This window comes from Coleofasciculus sp. B1-GNL1-01, from assembly GCF_040220235.1.
Classification (GTDB): Bacteria; Cyanobacteriota; Cyanobacteriia; order Cyanobacteriales; family Coleofasciculaceae; genus Coleofasciculus.
Map to the genome: position 1 here is coordinate 22,060 of NZ_JAVJTO010000099.1, position 24,998 is coordinate 47,057.

At 43.9% G+C, this 24,998-nt stretch carries 14 protein-coding genes and 2 pseudogenes; 7 read left to right on the forward strand and 9 right to left on the reverse strand.

Annotated elements, in window-relative coordinates; all coding sequences use genetic code 11:
- Nucleotides 1-36 precede the first annotated feature (36 nt).
- The 4 genes and pseudogenes from RID53_RS24390 to RID53_RS24405 form a co-directional block, all read right to left on the reverse strand.
- Complete coding sequence (locus tag RID53_RS24390; RefSeq protein WP_446390567.1) at nucleotides 37-2,016, reverse strand: DUF3160 domain-containing protein; 1,980 nt, start codon at nucleotides 2,014-2,016, stop codon at nucleotides 37-39.
- 282 nt (nucleotides 2,017-2,298) lie between these two features.
- Nucleotides 2,299-2,532 carry a hypothetical protein gene (locus RID53_RS24395; protein WP_446390568.1) on the reverse strand — a complete coding sequence of 78 codons (234 nt, stop codon included), beginning with the start codon at nucleotides 2,530-2,532 and terminating at the stop codon, nucleotides 2,299-2,301.
- Between the two features lie 406 nt (nucleotides 2,533-2,938).
- Nucleotides 2,939-4,540 carry a hypothetical protein gene (locus RID53_RS24400; protein WP_446390569.1) on the reverse strand — a complete coding sequence of 534 codons (1,602 nt, stop codon included), beginning with the start codon at nucleotides 4,538-4,540 and terminating at the stop codon, nucleotides 2,939-2,941.
- Between the two features lie 2,999 nt (nucleotides 4,541-7,539).
- Nucleotides 7,540-7,941: pseudogene (locus RID53_RS24405) on the reverse strand (lectin OAA family protein); the annotation flags it as partial.
- A gap of 208 nt (nucleotides 7,942-8,149) precedes the next feature.
- Between RID53_RS24405 and RID53_RS24410 the strand changes: the two are divergent.
- The 3 genes from RID53_RS24410 (at nucleotide 8,150) to RID53_RS24420 (ending at nucleotide 15,118) form a co-directional block, all read left to right on the forward strand.
- Nucleotides 8,150-9,739: an NB-ARC domain-containing protein gene (locus RID53_RS24410; RefSeq protein ID WP_446390570.1), complete on the forward strand. Its 1,590-nt coding sequence runs from the start codon at nucleotides 8,150-8,152 to the stop codon at nucleotides 9,737-9,739.
- Nucleotides 9,740-9,948: 209 nt separating this feature from the next.
- Nucleotides 9,949-13,167 (forward strand): protein kinase domain-containing protein, encoded by a 3,219-nt coding sequence (locus tag RID53_RS24415; RefSeq protein ID WP_446390571.1) that lies wholly within the window; start codon nucleotides 9,949-9,951, stop codon nucleotides 13,165-13,167.
- 367 nt (nucleotides 13,168-13,534) lie between these two features.
- Nucleotides 13,535-15,118, forward strand: coding sequence for a cation:proton antiporter (locus RID53_RS24420; RefSeq protein WP_446390572.1), 1,584 nt, complete (start codon nucleotides 13,535-13,537; stop codon nucleotides 15,116-15,118).
- Nucleotides 15,119-15,263: 145 nt separating this feature from the next.
- On the opposite strand, the gene RID53_RS24425 is transcribed toward RID53_RS24420, so the two are convergent.
- Complete coding sequence (locus tag RID53_RS24425; RefSeq protein ID WP_446390573.1) at nucleotides 15,264-15,503, reverse strand: hypothetical protein; 240 nt, start codon at nucleotides 15,501-15,503, stop codon at nucleotides 15,264-15,266.
- A gap of 156 nt (nucleotides 15,504-15,659) precedes the next feature.
- On the opposite strand from RID53_RS24425, the gene RID53_RS24430 reads away from it, so the two are divergent.
- Nucleotides 15,660-16,052 carry a hypothetical protein gene (locus RID53_RS24430; protein WP_446390574.1) on the forward strand — a complete coding sequence of 131 codons (393 nt, stop codon included), beginning with the start codon at nucleotides 15,660-15,662 and terminating at the stop codon, nucleotides 16,050-16,052.
- Between the two features lie 43 nt (nucleotides 16,053-16,095).
- Here the strand turns inward: RID53_RS24430 and nfi are convergent, their stop codons facing one another.
- Together nfi and RID53_RS24440 are read right to left on the reverse strand one after the other, a co-directional pair.
- Entirely contained in the window at nucleotides 16,096-16,764 is a 669-nt protein-coding gene (gene nfi / locus RID53_RS24435) for a deoxyribonuclease V (protein ID WP_446390575.1), read from the reverse strand.
- A gap of 215 nt (nucleotides 16,765-16,979) precedes the next feature.
- A complete protein-coding gene (locus RID53_RS24440; protein ID WP_446390576.1) occupies nucleotides 16,980-19,187 on the reverse strand; it encodes a peptidoglycan-binding protein in 2,208 nt (735 codons plus the stop codon).
- Nucleotides 19,188-19,938: 751 nt separating this feature from the next.
- Between RID53_RS24440 and RID53_RS24445 the strand changes: the two genes are divergently transcribed.
- The 3 genes from RID53_RS24445 (at nucleotide 19,939) to RID53_RS24455 (ending at nucleotide 21,951) form a co-directional block, all read left to right on the forward strand.
- Nucleotides 19,939-20,487 carry an ATP-binding protein gene (locus RID53_RS24445; protein ID WP_446390577.1) on the forward strand — a complete coding sequence of 183 codons (549 nt, stop codon included), beginning with the start codon at nucleotides 19,939-19,941 and terminating at the stop codon, nucleotides 20,485-20,487.
- 475 nt (nucleotides 20,488-20,962) lie between these two features.
- Nucleotides 20,963-21,430 (forward strand): phosphate-starvation-inducible PsiE family protein, encoded by a 468-nt coding sequence (locus RID53_RS24450; protein ID WP_446390578.1) that lies wholly within the window; start codon nucleotides 20,963-20,965, stop codon nucleotides 21,428-21,430.
- A gap of 68 nt (nucleotides 21,431-21,498) precedes the next feature.
- Nucleotides 21,499-21,951: a nitrate reductase associated protein gene (locus tag RID53_RS24455; protein WP_446390579.1), complete on the forward strand. Its 453-nt coding sequence runs from the start codon at nucleotides 21,499-21,501 to the stop codon at nucleotides 21,949-21,951.
- 72 nt (nucleotides 21,952-22,023) lie between these two features.
- Here the strand turns inward: RID53_RS24455 and RID53_RS24460 are convergent, their stop codons facing one another.
- Complete coding sequence (locus RID53_RS24460; RefSeq protein ID WP_446390580.1) at nucleotides 22,024-23,937, reverse strand: PAS domain-containing sensor histidine kinase; 1,914 nt, start codon at nucleotides 23,935-23,937, stop codon at nucleotides 22,024-22,026.
- 628 nt (nucleotides 23,938-24,565) lie between these two features.
- A pseudogene (locus tag RID53_RS24465) lies at nucleotides 24,566-24,998 on the reverse strand (transposase); the annotation flags it as partial.

The window sequence follows — 24,998 nt, forward strand, 5'->3', positions numbered from 1 at the left end:
GTTAATTGTCTGTGCAGTGCAGAGACAATTTCTGGGTTATCGAGAGGCTACAGGTACGAGATAATCGGTTGTCCAATCGGGTCGAGGTGGAAGATTACCTTGCTTAATATCCCTTTGCCACTCAGAATCTGATTTTCTGGAAACTCCGGGCATTTCAAATTCATAATGACTCAGTGTGGGTTCAGCATAAACCATTTTATCCTCACCGTTATCCACCGCAATCATCATTAAATCCACATTCCCGACACCTTGATGCAGCACACTTCCGGGATCACCAACCATTGGATCGGGGACATTGGTATGCACATCGGCGACAATTGCATCCCATTTATCCGAATCTTCCGGTTCTTCATAAAAAAGACTTGAATACCAGCCATTGTATCGTTTTATTCCTGCATAACCACGATGAATTTCCACAATATTTTTCAGGAATTGAGTTTCCGCTTCCGTTAGTTCCTCCTGTGCCAATTCTTTCTCGGAAATCTGCTTCAGTATTCCTAACTTCTGGGCGAAATTTGTTAAGAATGATGATTGTCTTTGCTGTAGATATTGCCCATCCTTTGGAAAAGGGGTTTCTTCAATCAAATTAGCGGCTCGTCGCGCCATGGTTTCAAAGCGAGACCAAAACGTCGGTCTGGGTTCGACAAAACCTGCTGGGTAGTAACAGGAGACGCTGATGGAGTATGATTGTTTGGCATATAAAATGGTATCGTGACGCAATTGTGTCCACGATGCCAGTTGAGTGTTGAGTGTTTTCATCGCCCAAGCACGGGTACGCATGGCTTCGGGATATTTCTCGTCTGTGGTGGGTGCAGAGAGTTCTCGCAATGTAGCCAGCCAATTCATGTAAATGCTTTCTTCCCAAACGGCTGGATTCTGTTCGTCAACCACTGTCTTAACTGCTGCTAAGTTATGCTGATAATTGAGTCCATCTCTGAATTTGTGTCCTTGGGAATTCGTCATCCGGGTAACTAATTCTGGCACTACCTGATTATTCCCCAATGCAGCAAACGCTACATCTAAACTCGTGGGGATGCGGCGCTGAACGTTCTCACCATTCCAAAGGATTTCATCAAAGACGATTTTGGTTGTTACCCAGCTATCTAATACAAATTTTTGACCTAGAAGTGTGAACGAACGGGGTAAGGGTATGCTTTCGCCTTCCGGAGGGGATGCATAGTCATGGCTGCGGATGTTCTGAACCCCAAGTTGGCGAGTTGAAATATCGAGTTGGAGTTGCTCTAATGTTGACAAATCTTTCACATCTGCCGGAGATTGAATGAAGGTATCGGTTAAGAGTTGGTCTAATTGTGCAAATGTCAGCGAATCTGTCTTGCCTACAAATGTTTGTAGCATTTGGTCAAACTGTTGCCATTGCTCAAATTTATTGGCTTGTTTGAGTAAGTTGTGAAGTACAATCGCTGCACCGAGTTCTCGGGGTGAGGCTTCTCCAGGATTACCCGCGATACGGAGATCGACTCGACCACACCACATCATCCCACGAAAGTAGTTCTGGAGCGCCGGGGAATTTTCATAATGTCCCCGTGGTTTAAATTGGGAAAAGTCCATTACCCGCTGACGTCCAAAGAGGTTGAATTTCTGACGTTGTTCCGTTTCTATGGCTTTGAGGGTTTCAGCGACACGAGTATCCTGATTTAAGGACGTTTTAACGGGATTCCCCGACAGCAGAGAACGGGCAACGGCGAGAAAGTAGTCGGCATCGAGTAGACTAGATTGTAGGATGCCCTGACCATACTGGTTTTGAGCCTTGGAGAGTTGGGCTGCCATTCCTGTGAGGATTTCGTCCAGGGATGCGGCTAGATAATCTTCTTCGAGTTCAGCAAGCATAGCATCAAAAGAGCGGTGCCACGCATGAAGTAATGCATCGGTGGACACGAAAACGGGTAGGTCGTTACTGTAGATACGATAGAACAGAGTCGCGAAACTTTCGGCACCTAGGCGTTCACTCACTACAAAGCCATTTTTCTGGAAAATAGCGCGTTCGGTGTCATTCAAGCGAAAGTCGTCCAGACGCCAGGTGGTTCGGTTTTGGTTTGAGTTATGTTCGTCGGGGTCTATATTGAATTGATCCCATAATTGGGGCTTGCTGCATGAGTGTGGAAGGTAGACAAGATTTGGATTTCAAGCCATTTTTCTCCCCAACAAGTGCAAGGTTTTTGCACTACCAGCCTCAAAATCCTGGGATTTCCGCCTGCGTAAGTGCCGAATTTTACCTCACCAGAGGTTTGAAACTGTTGCCTGTTGCCTGTTGCCTGTTGCCTCTCGCCACCACAAGACTTATTCAGCAGACCCTAATTGGGCGGTGGTGGGGTTCCAGGTGAGTTGAGGTAGATATTGGGCGTTATGGGGATAGCGTTGGGCAAAGTCTAGAGGTGAGATTTGCCCAATTTCCTTGAGTGCTTGAGCAAATGCTGATGGGTAATTAGGGGTAGGAGTGGTGTTTTGGGATTGAGCTAAGGTTGTTGTCTTGGCGGAGTTTAGGGTTTTATCGATTGGGATAGTTTTAGACATGGCTGTTAAATCTCTCAGATTTAAGGATAGAATTAGGCAGGTTCCAGGAGTAAGCTAATCTTTATGCCCTTGCCCATACAGTTTTTTCTCTCCTGTTAGGTTGTATCTGGGGGCTGAATGGGGTTATGGTCTCAGCACATCAGAAGTTCACTCGTGAGTCGGGGCGAAATCGGAAGGGGGAGCGATCGCACTCCCTAACCATACCTATCAAACTGTTAAGTACTATCTTTTTATATAAATAAATGTCATGATTACTGGCTTAAGCATTCAAGATGTGCAGTAGGTGTAATAGGCGAACGTGGCGGTAGGTGATTCCACTTTTGCACTGCTTACTAATTTAAATAAATCTTAATTTTTAGAATCAAAATACCAATAGTAATTTGATAGTAATTCTAAGTTAAATTATCTAATTATCAGTTTCGATGATCTCTTGCGGTAAGACAGATTGAGGTTCAGAAATGTGTTGATTAAGATATTTATCAAGGGTTCGGGTAACATTCCGACCAAACACAATTTCCGCTGTTGGTAAGATATCTTGTAGACTATCAGCAAGATGTTTTCGTTCAACTTCCGAGAGTTTCTTAAATCCATCTCTAATTCGCTTGAGTGTAATGATCGGGTAGTTGTTGCCAACGATATAACCATTTGCATGATAACTTCTATCTCCATCCAAAAGATGAAGCCCAAAGATAAAATCACCTTCTTGGATAACAGCTTTTGTAAAATCCTTGATTCGGACTTCTTGATATTCTACTAGATTGAATGATTTAAGCCGAAAAATAGTATCACCTGACTGTAGTTTACCGACTTTAAGGCTTGGGTTATTTTCTTTCGCATCGTCTGGAAAAATTGCTTTCCAGCCTTCTTGACCGGATATATCTCTTGCCCAAAACAAATGGTGTCCTGTAAAAAAAGGCAATCCTTTTTGTAAACCATCATCAATGCCGTAAATTACTCCGTTATGGGGCATTTTAATTATGATCTTTTCATCGGAATAAAAAGCAATTTGCCCATCTTTGGTTAATATATTATCACCTTCAGCAAGGTGTTCTATAGTCTTCTCCTCACCATTTGCTAACTTGATTTTAGTGCCCTTTACAAAGCAACACCCATGTGTGATGGAACGTCCTATGACTGCTGCTGGGCTGTGGTCTTCTATCTCCGTATTTTTATAATTTGTTGATGTTCTAAAACCAAGTTGATTCGGTCGTCCAGCAAGCCAATCTGCAACAGCTTTTCCATAGGCATAGTCGTATATATATCCTGATGCCATTGCTGCTCCCGGACCACCAAAAGCGGGTATAAATGTTTTACCCGTTTGAGTTTTTTTAGAAATAGCGTTATTGACATTACCCATAAATTGCTTGGGAAGATGGGTGAAATTAGGATAGGGAATAAAATGAAATTTTTCCCATTGTGCAATAATGCCTTTGTCAGGATAAGCTACTTTCCATCTATCGAGTGTAGACTGAACATAGCTGGGATCTAGTTGATGAAGTTTGAAAAAGATGAGATTAAGATTTTCTAACCAATTGGGTTCTTCAAAAATTATGACTATTTTGGCATTTATGAACGGAGCAGTAACAACAGCATCGTGAAGTCTTTTTGCCCATTTGCTACCCCCATCTTCCTGATACATCCTGAAAGTAGTTTCATCCTTCCTACAATAATCAAGAAAATAGTGAGTATATAAATGACTACCTTCAGCTATACAATTAGCATTGGCTTGAGTCAAACTTCTCTTCCAAAAATCATCTGCTCTCCCTCGATTGACACAATTGGCAAAATTGTATCTACTACTATAGGAAATTGCTGAACAGATAAATGCACAAGCAACATCGTTCACAAAAGCCACATTTTTCGGAGAAATAGCTGACGGTGGATTCGGAAAAAACACATTGCGAACGCCATTCCCTGCATTTTGGAGCATGTTCGTAAATCCTGTTGTTACGTTACTCTTGACTTCGTGATCGGCAAGTTCAAATAAGTTCTCTACGCTGAGTGCCATAAAAATTCTCCTGATGAATACAAGACCAAATCTCTCTGATAAACCCAGTGTTATCAGAGAGATAAAACAGAAAGTAATTAAGTCATAGCGGGTTGGGGGTTATATACGTTGTACTTTGGTACTGGCTGATCTTTTGTCCATCCGGTTGGAGCAGCTTTGATGAAGCCGTCCGCTGCTACCGCTTTCTTCCCGTAATTCTTCATAAAGCTCTCTTGTGGTGTAGGTGGTGTGGGTTTTGGACTGAATGCTGCCCAGAGAGCAGCTACAATTCCGATGACAGCTGCAACAGCACCGACAACGGGAACCCAAGATACCACTGCAACTACTTCTAAGGTCGCCAGCCCCATATATACAGCTGCAGCGGCTCCAACCCATGCCGATGCTGCCATAACACCATCAAGGATGGTTTCTTCGGTACCTTTGCCATCTTCAATATCTTGAATAAACTCGACAGTGGAAAAAACTGCCATTGCCACAGAAGCCACAGCAAAAATTCCAGTAAGAGCTTTGCTAAGTAACGGTAAAATTGACGTCTCAGCAAAATTGACAAAACGTGACCAGGCATTTCCTACAGCTTCTATGGCTTCTCCAATCGCATTGCTAAGACGTGATCCTGCATTTCTAATTGCTGCTAGTGCGGCATCGGCTATTTCTGAAAGAGCTTGAGTCCCTCTCTCCATAAAAGTAGGATCTCTTCTCACTAACAATTCAATTCCTTCATCAAGAATTGTAGAGTTACTACTTGCCATAGAAAGGTCTTCTATGGCAATATAATCTGCTTCCTGTAAACCTAAATCCCCCCCTTGCTGTGCAGTGTTCGACCAGTTTCTGATAGCAGTTATTGCATTTCTTCCACCCCGTCCAATAGCACTTGCTACCGTTCTTCCTCCTGACCATACAACTCTCATCATGGTAGGAGCATTTTCAAGGATTTTTAAACCAATAACAACCCAAGATGTAACCAGTTCGGCTTTCTCATTCCAGGGTTCTTGTTCAAACTGTGCAAAAGCTTGACTTGTACCGTATATCCCACCCACAAAAGCTCCAAAGTAAAACAAAAGCGCAACACCAGGATAGACTTTGGCAAGACCCTGAGATGACTTAAATAGATTTGTCCAATAATCAGCTGCTTTGGCTCCAGCGTTTGCAGCAGCAATGATATCCGCACTTGCTGCTGCTAGTTCAACAAAACCCTTGGCTTTTGCTAGATCTGCATCAAGAGCCACTTTAGCTGCATCAATTGCAGCCTGATTGGCTGGATCTTTAATTTGCAGACGCCCTGACTCATAGGCCTCTGCAAAACCCCTAAGCACATCCTCTAACCAAGGTGCTATCTTTTTAGGATCTGATAAATCTATACAGGTAGTCAATGATTGATCCTGAAGAATCCTTTGCACTATGATATTGTGGTATTTTTTTGCCAGGTCGCCAGTCGGTTGTAAAACTTGCAAAAGTGTTGAATGTCGATTGACTTCTGTAAGACCAGCAGAATTATTACCACTTCCAAATATAATTTTTTGTGCAGTCAGATTTAGCGTGGCGGGATTTGTAAGTTGATTATAAAGTTCTTGTGCCCAATTTGTTCCACCAGGTGAGTTTTGGTCGGCAATATAATCTTGTATCCTTGGGACAGATGCAGCATAAGTCTGTAAGAAGATACCTTGGTTTTGGCGACTATACCCCTTCGATGTGCCAAGACCAGCCCGCATCCAGAATAAAATATTGGTATCTTGCTGTGATGTTAGTTTATATTCAGGTTTCAACTCTCCCGTTCCAGATATATTTTGGAAACTGTGGGCAAGAATTGAAACTGCCATTTTGTCGGTGTAAAAATTCAAATCTTTTTTAATTAAATCTTGCCTGCTTTTTGAAAAATTAGAAGATTTTTCACTAAAAAAATTGGTAAGCCATTGTTTTTGATCGCCACCTTTTTGGTCAAGAGCCCACTTCATATTATCTTGAATCATTGCCCAAGATGTTTCTTGAAGTGCATTATGTTCTGCAACTAACCCCACAAGTTCTGCCATACTCAAGGATGATGGGGTAGCACTTTGTAAACCTGCCAACACATGGAAGTTGGAAGTATTTCTGGTATGAGGAAGAGAAATCTTTGTTTGATTCGGAATTGCTTGTCCTACAAAGGCAAAAATTTCTTTACTGACTTCAAATTTTGTTTTATCCCACTTTCGGATATAACCCACAAAATGTCCTGCAAATAGAGTGACTTCGACGGTAAGTTCAACAGGAAACTGATCCCCAAATTGTTTGACTATTGAATTTGCTTCCATCACGGGGATTGTTTCTGTCAGCACTAAGTTGCCTTTTGGAGAAACAGAAGGAATAATTCTTTTTCCCAATCTTTTGTCACCAGCTATTTCCCAGTAAGGTGTTGGTAACTTAGTCCCATGTGCATTCGCATCGAGTTTATACCCTATGGTTATAGTTACACCATCTTCCCAATCTGAAGCTGAAAAAGAACTAACATTCGATCCCTTATAAGCCCCATCATCATCAATAAACGAACGAGCTTTTTGTGGAAACCAGTCGGGTACATCTTTTTTAGGAGGTTTCGTCTCACCGCTCTTTGCTACTTTTGTCGTATATACAGTTGGTGGGACAACACCAGCAACTTGGTGTTGTTGTGCATCATTGCCATTCGTTCCTAAAAAAATATGCCCAGTAAAAGCATGACCATCTGGCGTAAAATTTAAATGTCCCGATCGAAACTTACCGCCTACTTCTTGTGCAAAAGAGACAAAATCTCTTCCCCAATGCGGATTCACAATATGGTGTCCATCAATGTATAGCTCTCCCTCATTAATGTGAATCCTCTTGATGGGAGTAGTTCGGTTGCACCAGTTAACTTTTGTGTGATGCCATACATGAGTATCAAAAGAGTGGTTGATTTTGTCAAAATGAACTTTTCCTGGATCTTTCCATGTGGAAGGATGTGTCTCTGGAAATCGGATGTATGAATTTACCTTTGTATCAGCACTCTCTTCAACCATAGTACCCTTAAAGCCAATCGAACCTTCACCAGAGTAAGTCATAGTTCCGTTCAAGGTTTGTCCACCATCGTCAGACTTAACGTTGATAGCGACGACATTTTGATTAGAGCGACTGCCAATCACCCAGTTACCCCCAGGATTCCAAGGAGCAGAATTTCCTCCCCATTGATTTTCGACAGTGTAATTATTTCCACTGGTTCTGGTAGCCCGAAAGCCAATCGAACCTTCACCAGAGTAAGTCATGGTTCCGTTCAAGGTTTGTCCACCATCGTCAGACTTAACGTTGATAGCGACGACATTTTGATTAGAGCGACTGCCAATCACCCAGTTGCCCCCAGGATTCCAAGGAGCGGAATTTCCTCCCCATTGATTTTCGACTTTGTATAATGCCATATTGCCTTCTTTGGATAATTACAACTGATGACCCGTGAGCCGATGAATTAGTTATAAACCCACTCAACAGCTCTTGGGAAGTTGTCATTCGTCAACCCGTTGCACTTGCAACCGTTGCTAAATTGCAACGGTCACCAGCAACCCATTTAGGATATAAACGTCTAAAGTGAAACATTAACCCCAACCTTTACATTCAAAAACGACCACTATGTCAGGAAAATTTGCCAACCAGCGGGCGGCGTGTATCCAAAACGCCCTGAAGGAACGACTAGGTGAACAACTGCCCTCGACTAACGAACTCGCACGCCGCACCGGAATAGATAAGGGCAATATCAGCAAAATTCGCAACGGCAAAACCACCCAACCCGGACCAGAAACCGTGAAAAGATTAGCCCAGGGATTAGGTATTGAACCGGGCGAACTCAATCATATCCTGGTTGATTGCGCCAATAGTACCTGTCCAAAACCAACCATTGACCCCAACCCCACCCCCCGGAATCACCATGATTGGGGAGAAGCCCCCGATGTCTCCATTTTTTACGGACACACCCAGGAACTGGAAACATTACAGCAATGGATTGTCAACGACAACTGTCGCCTCGTGGCGCTACTCGGTATAGGCGGAATTGGCAAAACCAGTCTCGGCGTCAAACTCGCCCAACGGATACAACACCACTTTGAGTATGTCATCTGGCGATCGCTACACAAGCCCCTATCCGTACAAACCTTCTTAACCCACCTACTCCAATTCCTCTGTTCCCCATCCCCCGATGATTTCCCAGAAGATTTCCGCAGTCAAGTCTCACTCCTGTTTCACATCTTGCAAACCCATCGCTGTCTCCTTGTACTCGACAACACCGAGGCAATTTTCCAATCCGGTCAACTGGCTGGGCGTTATCACCAAGACTACCAAGGCTATGGAGAAATCCTCAGACGCCTGGGAAACTCCTACCATCAAAGCAGTGTCGTGATTATCTCTCCCGAAAAACCCGAAGATATTAACTGTTTGGCGGGGAAAAATCTACCCATTCGCACCCTCACACTCCAGGGATTGTCCCTAGCCGAAGCCCAATATATCTTTCAAGCCAAAGAGTTATCCGATTCCCACCAATGGAGTCAACTCGTTGACCACTACCAAGGAAATCCCTTAAACCTAAAAATAGCCGCAACAACGATTCAAGACTTATTTCAAGGTCGAGTTTCAGAGTTCTTAAGTCGCAAAACCTTTGTCTTTGGTCAAATTCAGGCACTTCTAGAGGAACAGTTTCACCGCTTATCACCGTTAGAACAAGAAGCCTTGTACTGGTTAGCTATTGAACAAAAATTCCTGTCCCTATCCCAACTCCAGGACTATTTTTGGCAACCAATTCCCACCCAGCAACTGTTCGAGATCGTGGACTCTCTGGTGCGACGCTCACTGGTTGAAAAGGTAATCAAAGCAGGAAAACCAATTTTCACCCTACCCGTAGTGGTCAAAGAATATGTTGCCAACCGTTTCATTCATCAAGTTTGCATAGAAATCCGTGGCTTAATCAGCACCCGAAACCTGGAAAAAATCCACTTCGTCAAAAATTATGCCCTAACCCCATTCAGTTTCTCAGAATTCACCCCCCCAGAGGTGCAAAATTCCCCCCTGATAGAAACGATTAAAACTCAGATTAAGCCCCCGGCTATACCTCGCCAAAAAATGGCAGAACAACTGGATAAACTGGTATGGCACTTAGCTGAACAGTCCCCCCTAGACATTGGCTATTCCTTCCATAATCTCCGCTCTCTAACTGCCACATTTCTCGATTAACATCTGCCTTCTAAATTTGGAGAATACGCTGATAAGGATTTAAATTGTGTATTCCCCGTTGCCTGTTGCCCGTTACCTTCCTTCACTCTAAATACAGCAACAGCTTAATGCGTGCATCTTCCACCCTTCCCAAAATCAAATCCTGCCATTAAATGTAAAATGAAACAGAGGGTGAGAGTAGTGACCAAAAACTAATCACCTAAAAACCGATGACTGAAACCCTGAATTCTCGCATCTACTGTATTAACCCGAATTGCCAACAGCGGCAAAACCCAAATGAGCTAGACTATTGTCAAGCTTGCGGCACCCCCTTACTGATTAACAATCGCTATCGCCTGATCAAACCCCTACGCGACTTAAAAAAAACAGCCAATACCGAACTCTTTGAAGTCGAAGATTGGGACTCATCCCCGGAAAATTGGGGAACCCGAAAAGTTATCAAAATCCTCCAATACAACCATCCCGACTGGATTCGTCTCTTCAAACGAGAAGCCCGCATTTTGATGTGGCTCAGACATCCTGGAATTCCCAAAGTTGAGCCAGATGGCTACTTTAGTCTTGCCCCTAAATCCAGTTTTATGTCCTTGCATTGCCTCGTCATGGAACATATTCCAGGACAAAACTTACAACAATGGTTAACCGAAAATGGACGCATTTCCGAAGCCTCTGCCATCGATTGGCTGCACCAACTTATAGAAATTATAGACAACGTTCATCAAAACGGGCTTTTTCATCGAGACATTAAACCCTCCAACATTATGCTCCGCCCCAATGAGCAACTGGTATTAATTGACTTTGGCACCGTTAAAGAAGTCACACCCACTCAACCCGACACCTTGGAACCCCAGGATATGACTCGCGTCATTTCCGAAGGCTATTCCGCACCCGAACAAATCGAAGGTTCAGCCACTCCCCAATCCGATTTTTTTGCCCTAGGGCGAACCCTGGTTCATCTACTCACAGGTAGACATCCCACCGAATTTGAACCCTCACCGGAAAATCAGCTCATTTCGTGGCGGGATCATGCCCCCCAAATTTCCCAGGATTTAGCTAATTTTATCGATCGCTTAATGACCCCCTTGTCAGAGCATCGACCAGAAAACACACAAACCATTTTAGCCTGTTTAGAAAAGCAGCAGTTTTCCTGTGGGGCTGAATTCCCTGTCAATCCTACCACCCACTCAGCAACTGAGCCAGAGACACCAGAAATGCCGTCCTCTAAGGATGTTTTCTACATACCCCTTGAGGAAAGCAATCAACAGGATAGCTATGAACAATCAATAAACAATGAACCCGATGACTTTTTTGACGTTTCACACCATCTAGAAAAATCGATATCACACCTAACCCCCCAGCCCCCTCATCCCCAAGAGAATGTTGCAGTGCTTTCTCCTGTGAACTGCAAAACTAAAAGTAAAATTTCATATTTAAGTCAAGAAGAGGAGCCGCAGAGCATTTACGATAGGGTAGATAAACTATTATGTAAGTACACGACAACCCATCAAAATTGGGAACCCTATTGTGCTAGCTGGAGTAGGCTTTACCTACCCTCCTGGATCAATCCCTTTAGACAGCTTAAGTTCAGTAAATTTAATCGAGAAATTCTACTGTTTTTATTGGGGTTAATTAGCTCCCCCTATTTGTGGCAATCCTGTCAGATTGAGAATAATATGTTTAGGTCATCTAATTGCCAAAGTAGATCAACCGTAGACGAAAAAGCAGACAATAACAATAAAATAGTTTTAGAAATAATGCCTTTGATAACAAATCTTGTAAGGGATTTAAAATCTCATGTCAATGATTTTAGCCAGAATAAAAACACCAAGCAAGACGGGATAAAAAATTATTCTTTATCAAAGAATAGCCATCCCTCGGCAGAACCTAGACAAATCGCCCACATAAATAATCATAAAACAGTCACCCCTAAACCTTCCCAGCAAAAGGATTCCCGCTTAAGTGACCAAATTTCGTCCCAGCCTTTAATCTCAAAAGATATCTCCTCCTGTCAGGAAAATAGCCCTACAGAGGAATGCTCCCAGAACACTAAGTCAGCGCCTGATATCTCGACTTCCATTCCGAAAGATAAAATTGCCCTCAACTCTCCAGATTTATCCCCGGAAGTTATATCAAAACCGGAAAAGCTTAAAGCATCTAATCCTCAGAAATCGAGCAGCACTGTAGTTAGAAATCAGCCAAAAAGCCACAAAGCTACTTCTAAAAACCCAGTTCTAACCACCAAGGATACTGTTAATCCAGGTCAAATCACTATACTTTCCAACCGTAACCAATTTACTAGCCGTAAAGAAATCCTTAGCTCAAGCTTAGGGACTCGTTCTAGAGAAATGACTCTCAACACAGAGGGTAACATTCAAACCGATAAAATCAACCCCGCTAAAGACAGTACAACTTCGAGTGAAATATCAGCATCCACCCGAACAGGAACAGCCGGACGTGTCAGGATTAATGCAGGAGAAAATTCGGTTGAGTCAGTATCTCTCAACAACAGTCGCCTCTCCGTTGCAGCCACTGAAGGCGGTAAACTTGGGGAAGTAACGATAAATACTCAACAGTTAAGCCTAAGTGAGAACTCGCCGCTATCAGCCTCTAACCTATCCAGTGAAAGCCAAGATATTCGTTTACAAGGCTTAGAAAACTTACAGTTAATCAACGGTAGTAAAATATCGGTATCGACAGAAATAGGAAGGGAGCATGTCAGATTTGCACGCCATATTCCAGCTAACCGGATACGTTGGGTTTCGTTCCTCAACCCAACCTACAAAGTTGACATGCACCCAACAGGAATAGTCGGAAGTGTCAGGATTAATCTAGATGGCAATCTTGACACCAGTGCTGGAACCCTTAACACTAGCTTTATGAGTATTAATGATGGTGCGATCGCTCTTTCTGCGAATAACAACATAAGCACAGGTGATATTAATTCAAGTGCCGAGCAGAATGCTGGAGCCATTACTTTGACTAATGGCGGCAATATTATCGTTAGTCCAATTAACGCTCAGAATCTTAGTCGTGGTAGGGGCGGAAATATTAATGCTCAAGGATGTAACAATGACAAAGGAAATAACATAAATATTACCGCAAGTCAATTCTTCCATGTCACTGACACCTTCACAGACGCTAACGGCGAAGATGCCAACATTTCCAGCGCAGGTGGGGATAATAATGGTGAGATTACTATCCGCCATGGTAGTAACGGTGAGACTCCTTCTATTACGGGTAATGCCACACCTAATGCTACAGTTGGTATGATTGCCGATGGTGATATTACCATCAGTCCCACACAATCATTTCTCTTTACTCACATAGACGACATCGAAATTATTAGTGTTGATACACTGACGATTTCTGATCAAGAACTTGTCGATGAATCCTTAGATTTGTTAGGCGTGAGCCTTTTTTGTACCCAGTGAACCCAAAAGCTAACTCGCCTGAGCTAGAGAGTGAATGGTGATAATGTCATTATTTTTCAAGGCTTGAACATTTCCCATCGGTATTGCACAATTACATTAATGGATTCACCCACAGCCTTAAAAACTTGATCGCTCCTAATCACGCCTCATACCAAGCTGCGTTCTACGGAAAGTCTATCTTTATCTTGACATAATGCTTCGGCTGTGCTTGGAATAGAGCAATCAGGCTAATGGTCAACTGGGTGACTTTCCCTCAATTTTGCTTACAATTGCATAGGTGAGAGGAAAGAGTCCTACGCTAGATAGTGTTGCTTGCGCTAGGTTGTACTGTTATATCAAAAGTGCCAGTATCCTTGGAGTTCTATTCATGTCCGTAGAATCCGCTATCAGCGAAGCTGCCATTGAGCAGAATCTGGAACAATTTCTCTTGGTGCTGTCGGTGTCTCTCAGCGTCGCCACCGTTTCCCGGATTTTTCCGTTGTTCCGTAAAATCCCCTATACCTTACTTCTGGTTATTGTCGGCTTGGGTTTAGCCTTTGTCGATGTGCGTCTAGTCAACCTATCCCCAGAACTGATTCTAGAGATTTTCCTGCCTCCCCTCCTGTTTGAAGCCGCCTGGAATATCCGTTGGCGGGATTTGCGGCGGGATTTAATCCCGGTGATTCTGTTTGCGGTGGTGGGAGTGGTAATTTCGGTGCTGGGAATAGCCTTTACCATTACCCAATTTACCGAATTACCCCTGGCGATCGCACTATTAGTCGGCGCGAGTCTGGCGGCGACTGACCCCGTATCCGTTATTGCCCTATTTCGAGAATTGGGGGCGGATAAACGCCTGAAAACCCTGATGGAGGGGGAAAGCTTATTTAATGATGGTGTCGCCGTCGTCGCCTTTCTTTTATTGGTGGGTATTCCCCTCGGTACGCAGGAATTTTCCCTATCCACCACCGTCGCCCAATTCTTTACTTTTGTCGGAATTGGTATCGGTGTCGGTTGCTTAATTGGATTTGGTATTTCCTTTCTCACCCAACGCTTTGATTTACCCCTGGTTGAACAATCCCTGACGTTAGTTTCTGCTTATGGCACTTACCTAATTACCGAAGAACTTGGCGGTTCTGGCGTAATTGGCGTGGTTACTGTGGGGTTAGTGCTGGGCAACTTTGGTTCCCGAATTGGCATGAACCCCCGCACCCGCTTAATTGTCTCCGAATTCTGGGATTTTCTGGCATTTTTTGTCAACTCAATTGTCTTTCTCCTCATTGGTGACCAAATTGATTTTCCTCGCCTGGGACAAAACCTTGGCTTAATTGGCGTTGCCATTGGTGCCGTTCTCTTCACCCGGATAATTTCAATTTACGGTTTAGCCACGATTAGTAATGCAGTTGTCAAGTCTGATATAGGTTGGCGACAACAAACGGTGTTGTGGTGGGGAGGATTACGGGGTTCGGTTTCCATCGCCCTGGCTTTAAGTGTTCCGGTGACTTTGGAGGGACGACAAGATATTATTGGGACGGTGTTTGGTGTGGTACTGTTTACACTTTTAGTTGAGGGATTAACCACCCAATTCCTCCTGGAGAAACTGAATTTAATTGGTGATCAACCTGTGCGTCAGAAATATTCTGAGGCAATCGCCCGTCGTGTGGCACTCAATCGAGTCAAAGGTTATTTAGAGTCAGCAACGACGAAAAACGAAATGAATTCAGAGTTTTGTCAGTATCAGATCAAACTGGTTGATGGTCAACTCGAAAATATTCAAACTGAGCTTGACAAATTGCTCCATCATCATCCTCAGTTACAAGACTTGGATATGGAACAACTGCAAGAGCGAATGGTTGATATTGAGGCGGATACCTACGCTGAATTTATCCGCGCTGGACGTTTAACTGAAAACCTCTCCCCCTTACTCCAGGAAGCCTTAATTGAAGCTGATGAAAAGCTGATTGAGAGTGACTGATACTGGATAATAGTTTGAAATGTACCAGACGCGCTCGCCATAGCGGTTAGGACACATTTTATGGTAGAGACGTTGCATGCAACGTCTCTACAACAGTTCGGAAAGTCCTAATCGATGTATCTACTGCTATACTTCCTGAAATGACTTATTGATCCGATATATCTTCTTCTATTGTCCCTAAGCTAACCACTTCATCCGCTTCAGTTGCCAATTCCAGTAACTTAGCGGCTGCTAGTAACCGAGAACTTTCTGGATCACCAATCGCCTGCATTGCAACAGAACGGGTTCTCAGACGAGTGGCTAGGGCATGAAGCACCCTTTCCCAAGAGCCGTCTCCTAGCTGGAAGATTTGATCAATTAGGGCTTCAACTTGGTCATCTGCCATGTATTAATTCCTCAATCGTGTAATTGATTGGATGCATCGAGGTACATTTCAGTTTGACATATTCATGATTGATCGTGCAAACCTATACTCTTAATATTTATAAATGATCAGCAACCTGTTTGCGCTTGCCCATTGTTGCTTTTTTGGACTAAACAAATGAAAATAATACTTTTGAGCCTAACGTTATTATTCTCGATTTGTTGCTTCTCTCCTGCTCAAGCTGAAAATTTGCCAACACTTGCTCAGAATGGCGTTGAAGTTCAGCAACTGAGCAAGTCACCGTTAAAATCGTACTTTCTCAATGTTTTAGGTGGGGGATCGCGACAATCGATTCAGCTTGATTCACCCGCAACCCGACTGATTATTTATGTTCAGCGCGGAGAAAAGCCGATTCGCTGTGGTGATTGTATGAAAACTTATAACTGTACCCCAGGAAAGCCACAAACAATTAACGTCGATCCCGCTACACCGATTCAAAAAATTTGGGCAGAGAATCCTTATGAGAAACCTGTGCGCCTACGCCTAGATATTTTTGAAGAAGTTAGCTAGCTGACAATCGTCTTTCCTCTATCTTGTCCTGATCAAAATGGAGTTAACTGATCCGGTTTGAGGCTAGTTTATCAGCCCAACGAGTTGTTTCCGGTAATCGATATTTCGGAGTGCAGCGCAGGACATAATCGATCGCCGTAGGTAAGCTGATCCGATGACCCGGAGACACATATAGAGGCTTCACCCCAGTCCGCGATCGCACAACTGCGCCAATTACCTCTCCCCGATGTCGCAAGGGTTGCCAATTGCCTTTCTCTGGGGGTAATTCCTCATGCTGACCAATTAATCGCGACTTCGCTACCCCAATCGTGGGAACTGTAATCAATAATCCTAAATGACAAGCCAAACCAAAGCGCCGGGGATGGGCAATTCCCTGACCATCACACAAAATTAGATCTGGAGTTATCTTAATCTGAGATAGGGCATCCAGTACCACAGGAACTTCCCGAAACGAGAGAAACCCTGGAATATAAGGAAAGTTGGTTGGGCGACGCGCGATCGCTTGTTCGATCAGTTGCAATTCCGGAAAACTCAAAACCGCAACGGCGGCGCGGGAAACCGCAGAATTGTCCTCAAAACCAACATCCACACCCGCGACATACTTTACCTCACCCAACTGATCCGAGGTAATAATTTCACCACTGAGTTGGTTCTGAATCGCCGTCGCTTCCTCAACTGTCAAAGTCCACGAGTGGCGCTGATAAATTTCCATGTTGATAATTACTCACTGGTTAGGGGAAGGTAGAGTTTTGACCCTTCGCGATTCTCGAGGGCATGGCGCGTGAATCTGTAGGGGCGGGTTTAGGGACTTTTTTTCGCTATTGATAACGTTTGTTCAAAACCCGCCCTCATCTCCCCCAGCTTCCAGAGACACCCTGGTATGTCTCTACATTGTTCCCCCCGATTCACTTACACTATCCAACATCTTTAGTCTTGAAACACCATAATTGTCCCCGAATAACACGCCACCCAAACCTGATTCGTTTCTGGATCATACGTAACTCCAATCGGATTCGCATTCGTATTCACCGTTTGCTGAATTGACATATCACGGGTACGCACTTTACTCATGGTATTCGAGTGATAATTCACCACATACAGAAATTCACCATCATCGGATATATCCATGCTGCGGGGGGCATTTCCAGTGACAACTTTTCGTAAAACCTTACCTGTCAATAAATCAATTTTAGCCACCGTTCCTTCCCCATTTAACGTGGCGTAGAGATACTGACCACCTGGATCAATACTTAAATGACGTGGCGAATTTCCAATATTTTTGATCCAGTCCAGGGAAAAATCATTTAAATCGACAACTGCAATATCATAAGACCCCATCACCGCCACATACGCTTTTTGGGACGCCGCATCAACCGCAATCCCACGGGGGTAGCGACCTAATTTAATCCGCCGCACTTCCTGATTTTGCTGAATATCGACAACACTTAAATCCCAACTACACCAATTACTGACTAGGGCAAATCGATTATCGGGGCTAGTGGCGACAAATTTAGGCACAGACCCAACTTCAATCACTTGGTCAATCGCTAAACTATCGGTACTGATGCGATATAAAAAACTATTGTCTGTTTTTTTGGAAGGATTGCATTTGTCACTTCCTGGATTATTAAATCCTGAACCATACATCTGGTAATTGGACACCCAGGCATATTTTCCATTATCGGAAAAAGCAGCTTCTACAGGAGATCCTTTATAGGTTCCATTCCCCTTAGAATGCCCATATTTCTGCAAATTGACAGCATCGGCAATGGTTTTGACCAAATTATACTGGCGGTCATACACCGTAATCGTATGGCTGTACATCATATTCTGGGCAAAAAATAGACCCCGACCGGAATGCACAATAGATTTGGGGGAAATTTTGCCAGAAATGGTGTGCTTGAGCGTCATCTGGCTGGACTGACGTTGTTCATCGTTCTTTTTTTTTTCGCTGTCTTCGTCAATAAAGCTGTTCTGGTTAAAGGGACTATTGTCGGAATTTTCTGTCGGTGTCGAGAACGAATCTTGATTCAAAGGAATCGGGTCGTAATTTTCCTCAGGTTGGATGAATGAGTCCTGATGAAAGGTATTCTCGTCAGCATTTTCCTCTGATGTAGATTGATTCAACTCCTCAGTCGAAGACTCAATTGGGGACTCTGTTGTCGTAGCAGAGGGCAATTCTAATGCCGCTTTGGTGTTAGCCCCCACCATCCCATCTACGGTTAATCCCTTAGCTTTTTGATATTGAATCACGGCAGTTTCGGTTAAGTTGCCGTAATACCCTGTAATCGGACCGTCATAATACCCCTGTGCTTGTAATGTTCTCTGTAGCGCTGTGACATCGGAATTGCGACTTCCGCGCTTGAGAACTAAACCAGGATTGGCGAATCCCATTCTATCCTCTGTCGCTTCCGTTGAGGGGGCAGTTTGTGAGGCGGATGCAACTGGACTTGATTCCAATGCTGCACGGGTTTTGGGTCCGGCAATCCCATCTACGGTTAATCCTTGGGCTTTTTGCAGTTGAATCACGGCGTCTTGGGTCGTTGAACCATAGTACCCGGTAATCGGTCCCGTGAAATAGCCCGCCACTTGTAAATTGCGCTGGAGAGAGGTGACTTGAGAATTGCGATCGCCCCGTTGGAGAATAAAATTGGGTCGGGCAGATACGGCGGGTTTCTCCGGTTCTGGTATGGGTGACTCAAACTCTAGAGGTGTATCAAGACTCGCATCCGTTGCTGCGGCGGAGTCAGACTCTAATGTGGCGGTGGTATTCGCCCCCACGATACCATCCGGGCTAAGTCCGTGGGCTTGTTGAAACTGGATAACAGCGGCTTCGGTTAAGGGTCCATAGTACCCGGTAATTGATCCATTAAAGTACCCCTCAGCTTGCAGTGTTTTCTGAAGATTGGTCACCTCAGCGCCACTATTTCCTTTCCGCAACGCTAAAACGGGACTGGCTAGGCTAACAATGAACAGCGCCATGCTTAAGAAGATAAAGGGAATCCAAGCCGCACTCAGGGGCTTTTTCCGGTCGAGTTTTGGTATAAATAAGCTGGAACTGCCGGGGGACTTGGGTTCGGAGGTTGCCAATGCTTCATCAGTGACCGCCACATGAAGGGAGGCAGGGTTTTCCATTGTTCTCTATTGTCTTAGCGCATTCTCCGTTATGCTATACCATGCGCCGTAGCTCGGCAAAGAAAAGTTTAGAAATCTCTACCCCAGCTTACCCGCCTTGTCGCAACCGACCAATTCAGTAAGTTGGTGGAAATCAGCCCAACACTATTAAGTTTTGTAACTATACCTCAAACTCTTACTGTTCCCTGTTTCCTCATGGTCAACTTGAATTGAGTCCAATGACTTATAGCCCTACGGGGATACGTTAGGACATTCCCCTGTTGCCTGTTGCCTGTTGCCTGTTGCCTTTTCACCCAATTGTATTGTCCTAACCTTAATGCGTAGTGCTATACTAGGCGCGATCGCATTGATCATTTAGAATATATAAAGGTCACTACGCTACCTTTCCCCTAGAAGTTACTGCTGCATCATACCGACCGCCTGCAAACACCTCTAAACCAAACAGGCAAGGCGGTCAAGGGAAATTTAAATGGGTCTGTCACTTCTACCCTCCAGCCCTGAGTCCAAAAGCTAGGCTGGATAATCGTTTTAGTCATCGATGGGACTAAAAATTTTTCATAGAGATAAAGTAACGAATTTGATTGCATTAACCGTATTAGTGTGATTCAAGTTACATTTAGGGAGTGCAATCAATTACCCAGACCAACGGAAATTATCACGTTACGGTCAATCTACCTATCACAATGCACGACCTTAAAATCGTGGATACTAAAAATTAGTTTCTTTCCATGAGGGGACTTTTCTTATGCAAATGCAAATGCCAAATACCCTAGAGCAACTCCCTGAAGGCGGAATGGGCATCAAGATTATTTCCCAGATAGCCGATGAGATCAGGTATATTCGCACCCGAGACCATAAAAATTGTTTGTTCATCAGCAAAGCCTATGACCAAGAACCTGTTAAAAGACTCCCGAAATGCCACCAAAAGAATTTATTTGCTCGGTTAGTTTGTTTCTGTCAACGTCTGATTTTGACGTTGGTCAATTCCTATCGCAGAAACCGGACGAAGTCGCGTTATCGAAACCTGAGGCTTACCGTCAATAGCGACCTAAATTCCGTAGAGCAAATTTTAGAGTGGTATGGACAGCTTCAGTATTTACCCATTCCTCAACAGGTTTGGCAATTAGGTCAAATAGCTCTAGTTGAGGCATTTACCAATGTTGTTCGTCACGCCCACAAAGGCTTATCTCAATCGACTCCCGTTGACTTGGAAATCACTATATCAAATCACCGTTTAGATATGAAAATTTGGGATTATGGACAGCCCTTTGATTTAGAATCAAAATTGAAAGAACTTTAGCTGAAAAATATTTTGGTCATTGAGAGTCCCCCAGAGTTTTCTTCTTGAAACGTTGTTTTTCCCTTAATCATGAATCCTGAACAGATGACAGACAAATCTGTTCAGGGTAAAAGGTGAGGAATATACTCTTGCTGTATGAGTTTAGCCGCTAAGTCTCGCCTAGCAACTGTACTTTCCTAGTCCCCCCTTTCTGAGGAGATACAGCGCTTTGCGCTGTAATAAAGTACAGTAGATCAAAGTCCCCCTTCCGTCCCCCTTATAGATCCCCCTCCCGTCCCCCTTCAAAAGGGGGAAGCCAAAGGATGCTTCGCTTTTTTTGCATGGGGAAACCAGAGGATGCTTCGCTTTTTTTGCACGGGGATTTAGGGGGATCGACAATGTACCTCATAGCAGAGGAAAGCGCTGTAAGTAAAATCATGCTTGTACTATCCTATCAATGATAGTATCGTTGTGGCAGGGTGACTCCTATAGAAAGATGCAACGATTGAAAAAATTACTCCTTCTATTCAAAAATTCTTGTAGGGACAACACATTTCTGGGTGCGATTGAAAAGGTTGAGGGCATTGTCTCCAAGATTTTGTCTGTGGTAATGATTGCCGTCATCTTGGTGGCAATGTTCGATCTGGTTATCGTTCTCTCCAAACAACTGATGGTTGAACCATTCGGTTTTTTTAATGAAAGCTTGTTTGAAATTTTTGGGCTATTCTTAAATATTCTAATTGCTCTGGAAATTCTGGAAAATATTACTGCTTATCTGCGGAAGCATGTTGTTCAAGTTGAACTTGTTATCGTCACCTCCCTAATTGCCGTTGCCCGTAAAATTATCATTCTCAATCTTGAAAAAACCGAGGGCATTGAAATTATTGGTTTAGCCTTGGCTATTCTATCACTCTCGATCAGTTACTGGATTATCCGCCACACTACAGCAAAAAAACCTCATTGAATTTGTCTTATGTCATCTCATGTCAGCTTAAACAGTGACCATTTCCTTACATAATTGTGATTTAAACTATGACTCACTTCTTCCAATTTGAGCAAGATTTCGTCGATTCCTTACGCTGCATCCCTATGCAGGTACGAATGAAATTAGACACCTGTGGCGTCAAACTTAAATTAGCCCACTGGCATCAATTCACCCAGCAAGAACGTCAGACGTTAGTGGAAATGCCCACAACCACAGCCCAAGAAAGCCAAGCCTATCAGCAGTATTTACAAAAATTAGTGACGAATTATACCGGGAAACCTGCCTCAGAACTGCCTATCGATCCTAATCCAGCCTGGATGGATGCGACAATAATTCCTGAGAATGTGCAAACGAAAGCCCAAGAATTTGGCGTTTCCCTCATGCCTGAACAGTGGGAAGCTTTAACTCCCACCCAGCGCTTTGCCCTAATTAAACTGACGCGCCCTAGTCATGAAAACCGAAACTTTTTGCCTGCACTCAAAGAATTTAAGCTCATCTAAGTAAATCGTCATTTGTAATTTGTCATTTGTCATTTGTTATTGCTCACTGTTCCCTGACAATTCATAATGCCCTTAATTGAATGCCATGCGATTTAAGGAATTAGAAATTGACGATTGAGATGATCGAACATTTGAATCTACCTGCTTTTGATAGACCTTTGAACAACAGTACTGCTCTAGATTAGGTTCAATGGGGATTTCAATCACAAACTCTGTTCCCTGACCTGGTGACGAAAAGCACTTGAGATGTCCGCCATGCTTTTCCACCACGATCTGATAACTAATAGATAAGCCTAATCCCGTACCCTTGCCAACAGGTTTGGTCGTAAAGAAGGGGTCAAACAGTCGCTGCTTAACGGAATCGGGAATACCCATGCCATTATCGGCAATCCGAATAGCAATCCAGTTTTCGTTGATCACCTGCGTACCAACCTCAATCATGGGATTTTTGGATGAAGTGCTCTCGCCCAATGCGCCTTTGTCTAACCCTTCTTCTAAGGCATCAAGTGCGTTACACAGAATATTCATGAACACTTGGTTCAATTGTCCTGCATAGCACTCGATCAAGGGTAAGTCACCATAGTTTTTGACAACGGTAATTGCGCTTTGCTTTGCTTTGCCTTTGATGCGGCTTTGCAGAATCAACAGGGTATTATTAATGCCTTCATGAATATCCACCGAGGTTTTCTCAGCACGATCCAGATGGGAGAAGTTCCGCAGCGATCGCACGATGTGATAGATCCGATCTGCCCCTACTTTCATCGAATGCAGTAATTTTGGCAGATCCGTGGCAATAAAATTGAGATCGATTAGCTCGATATGCTCTTGAACTTTGGCTGAGGGTTGGGGACTGGATTCCTGATAAAGTTCGAGTAACTCTAATATATCCTGAAAGTATTGCTCGGCGTAATTCAGGTTCCCATAGATAAAGTTAACCGGGTTGTTAATTTCGTGAGCCACCCCAGCCACTAATTGCCCTAAACTCGACATTTTTTCCGAGTGGACGAGTTGAGCTTGAGTATGTTTAAGCTTTTGCAGGGCGTCTTGCAGTTGCTGAGTCTGTTGTTCCAACTGGGTTTGCGATCGCCGCAGTTGATGTTCGACTTGCTTACGTTCCTTAATTTCCCGTCTGAGTCGCTGATTAACCTGTACCAGTTCAGCCGTGCGTTCGGTAACTCGTCTTTCTAAGTCATCATGAGCATTTTGTAGTGCTTCTTGTGCCAGTTTGCGTTCAGTGATATCGCGGACGACTTTCGTAAATCCGCGCAATCGCCCTTTCTTGTCGTACAGGGCTGTAATCACTGCATTTGCCCAAAACTTTGATCCATCGTGACGAACTCGGTAACTTTCGTCCTCAAACCGACCGTTTTCTGCCGCGATTTTTAGGGCTTGCTCTAGTTTACCTGCCTGAACATCTTCGGGTAAATAAAATCGAGACACGGATTCACCGAGAATCTCGTCTTCTCGATACCCATTAATCCGTTCAGCCCCTTGATTCCAACTGATGACCCGTCCCTCTGGGTCTAGCATATAAATGGCATAGTCTTTAACATTTTCCACTAGACAGCGGAAGCGCTCTTCACTCTCTCGTAAAGCTTCCTTGGATTGCTTACATTTGGTTTGATCACGCACCACGGCGTAAATCAATTGGTTTTCGGGGTGGATGGAAGCATTCCACAATAGCGATTTGTAAGACCCATCCGCACAACGACAGCGATTTCTAAACCGGATTGATGCTGTCGGATTATGGGTAAGGGTTTCTAGCTTCGCGATCGTTAATCGTTGATCGTGTGGATGAATCAAATCCAGCCAAGGTTGCGCTAACAGTTCCTGATTAGTAAAGCCTAGTATTTCCTCCCATCGGGGATTAAGTTGCTGAAAACGACCATCTTTCCCCAACACGCACAGCATATCCAACGAGAGCGTGAAAAAAGGATCGGAAGCCTGACTCCCGGTGCTTGGGGTTGGCGGTAAGAAATTTAGCATTTTATAGCTGGGGCTTTATTATTGGAACTCCTCATCTCTGTTTCTATTGTTTCTGGAGATCAAGAGTTGTAGATGCGGATTCCCCGGTTATTCGTACATCTCCTTAAGGTCAAGTTTAAGGGAGCTTTGACCTAGCGATTCGCTTTAACGATTGGAATTTCTATTCGATACGATTAGTTTTTTCTATAAATCAACCCGAGCCGTTGGTCAAGGACACACATCAGTCGTTCGCGTCAACTTAACGGTTAACTGGGTGGCTTTTTAGGCGATCGCGTTTGGGTAGATGCCTGTATTGAGCCTTGGTAGATCAAGGGTTTGGCACGTCAAGCCTAATTGTAGCATAGCTGACATCTTTCTTCACAACTAGGATAAGTAGATCGGGGAAAAGCTGAGGAAACTCAGTTTGACAGCCTGTCTTTTGACAAGGGTTTGCCGCTTTGCCAGAATCAAGAGCCAAATGTTATCAGCTTCAGTGTCCCATGTCCAAAATCTCTTCTCACCACCACAAGCCTCAAGTTTTTGCAATCGGAATTGCTCCTCTGGGAATCGTATCTATTGGTGTAGTCCCCATGGGAGTAATTTCAATTGGCTTTGTTCCCATGGGAGTGTTCTCCCTAGTGGGCTCTACCCGGTTCCGTTCAGCTTCCCAGGCATCTACTGCCAGCTTCAACTTCTCTTGGTCAGCAATTCGTTGGTCGAGACATTGACCCGATAAAACTGACAATTCAATTTCAGCGATATTCAGCCAACTGCCATGTTTAGGAGTATAGTGAAAATCTAATCTATCTAAAATGCGTTTAGCTTCTTCTGGCTCGAAAGCTTCATAGACAGCACTTTTGACATGAGTATTCAAGTTATCTTGCACCACAGTAATCCTTTGGGCATGAGGATAGTTTGCTGGTTTCATCCAAACAAACTACGGGGTAATCCGAGTCATAGGGACGAGTGTAAACATCTAAAACCTCCTCCATACAGCAAACGAACTCAGAATTTTTTTGGGGAGGAATACACCAAGATTCATTTAACCATGGCTTGATTTCGTTTTTTTTAATACTTGTCGA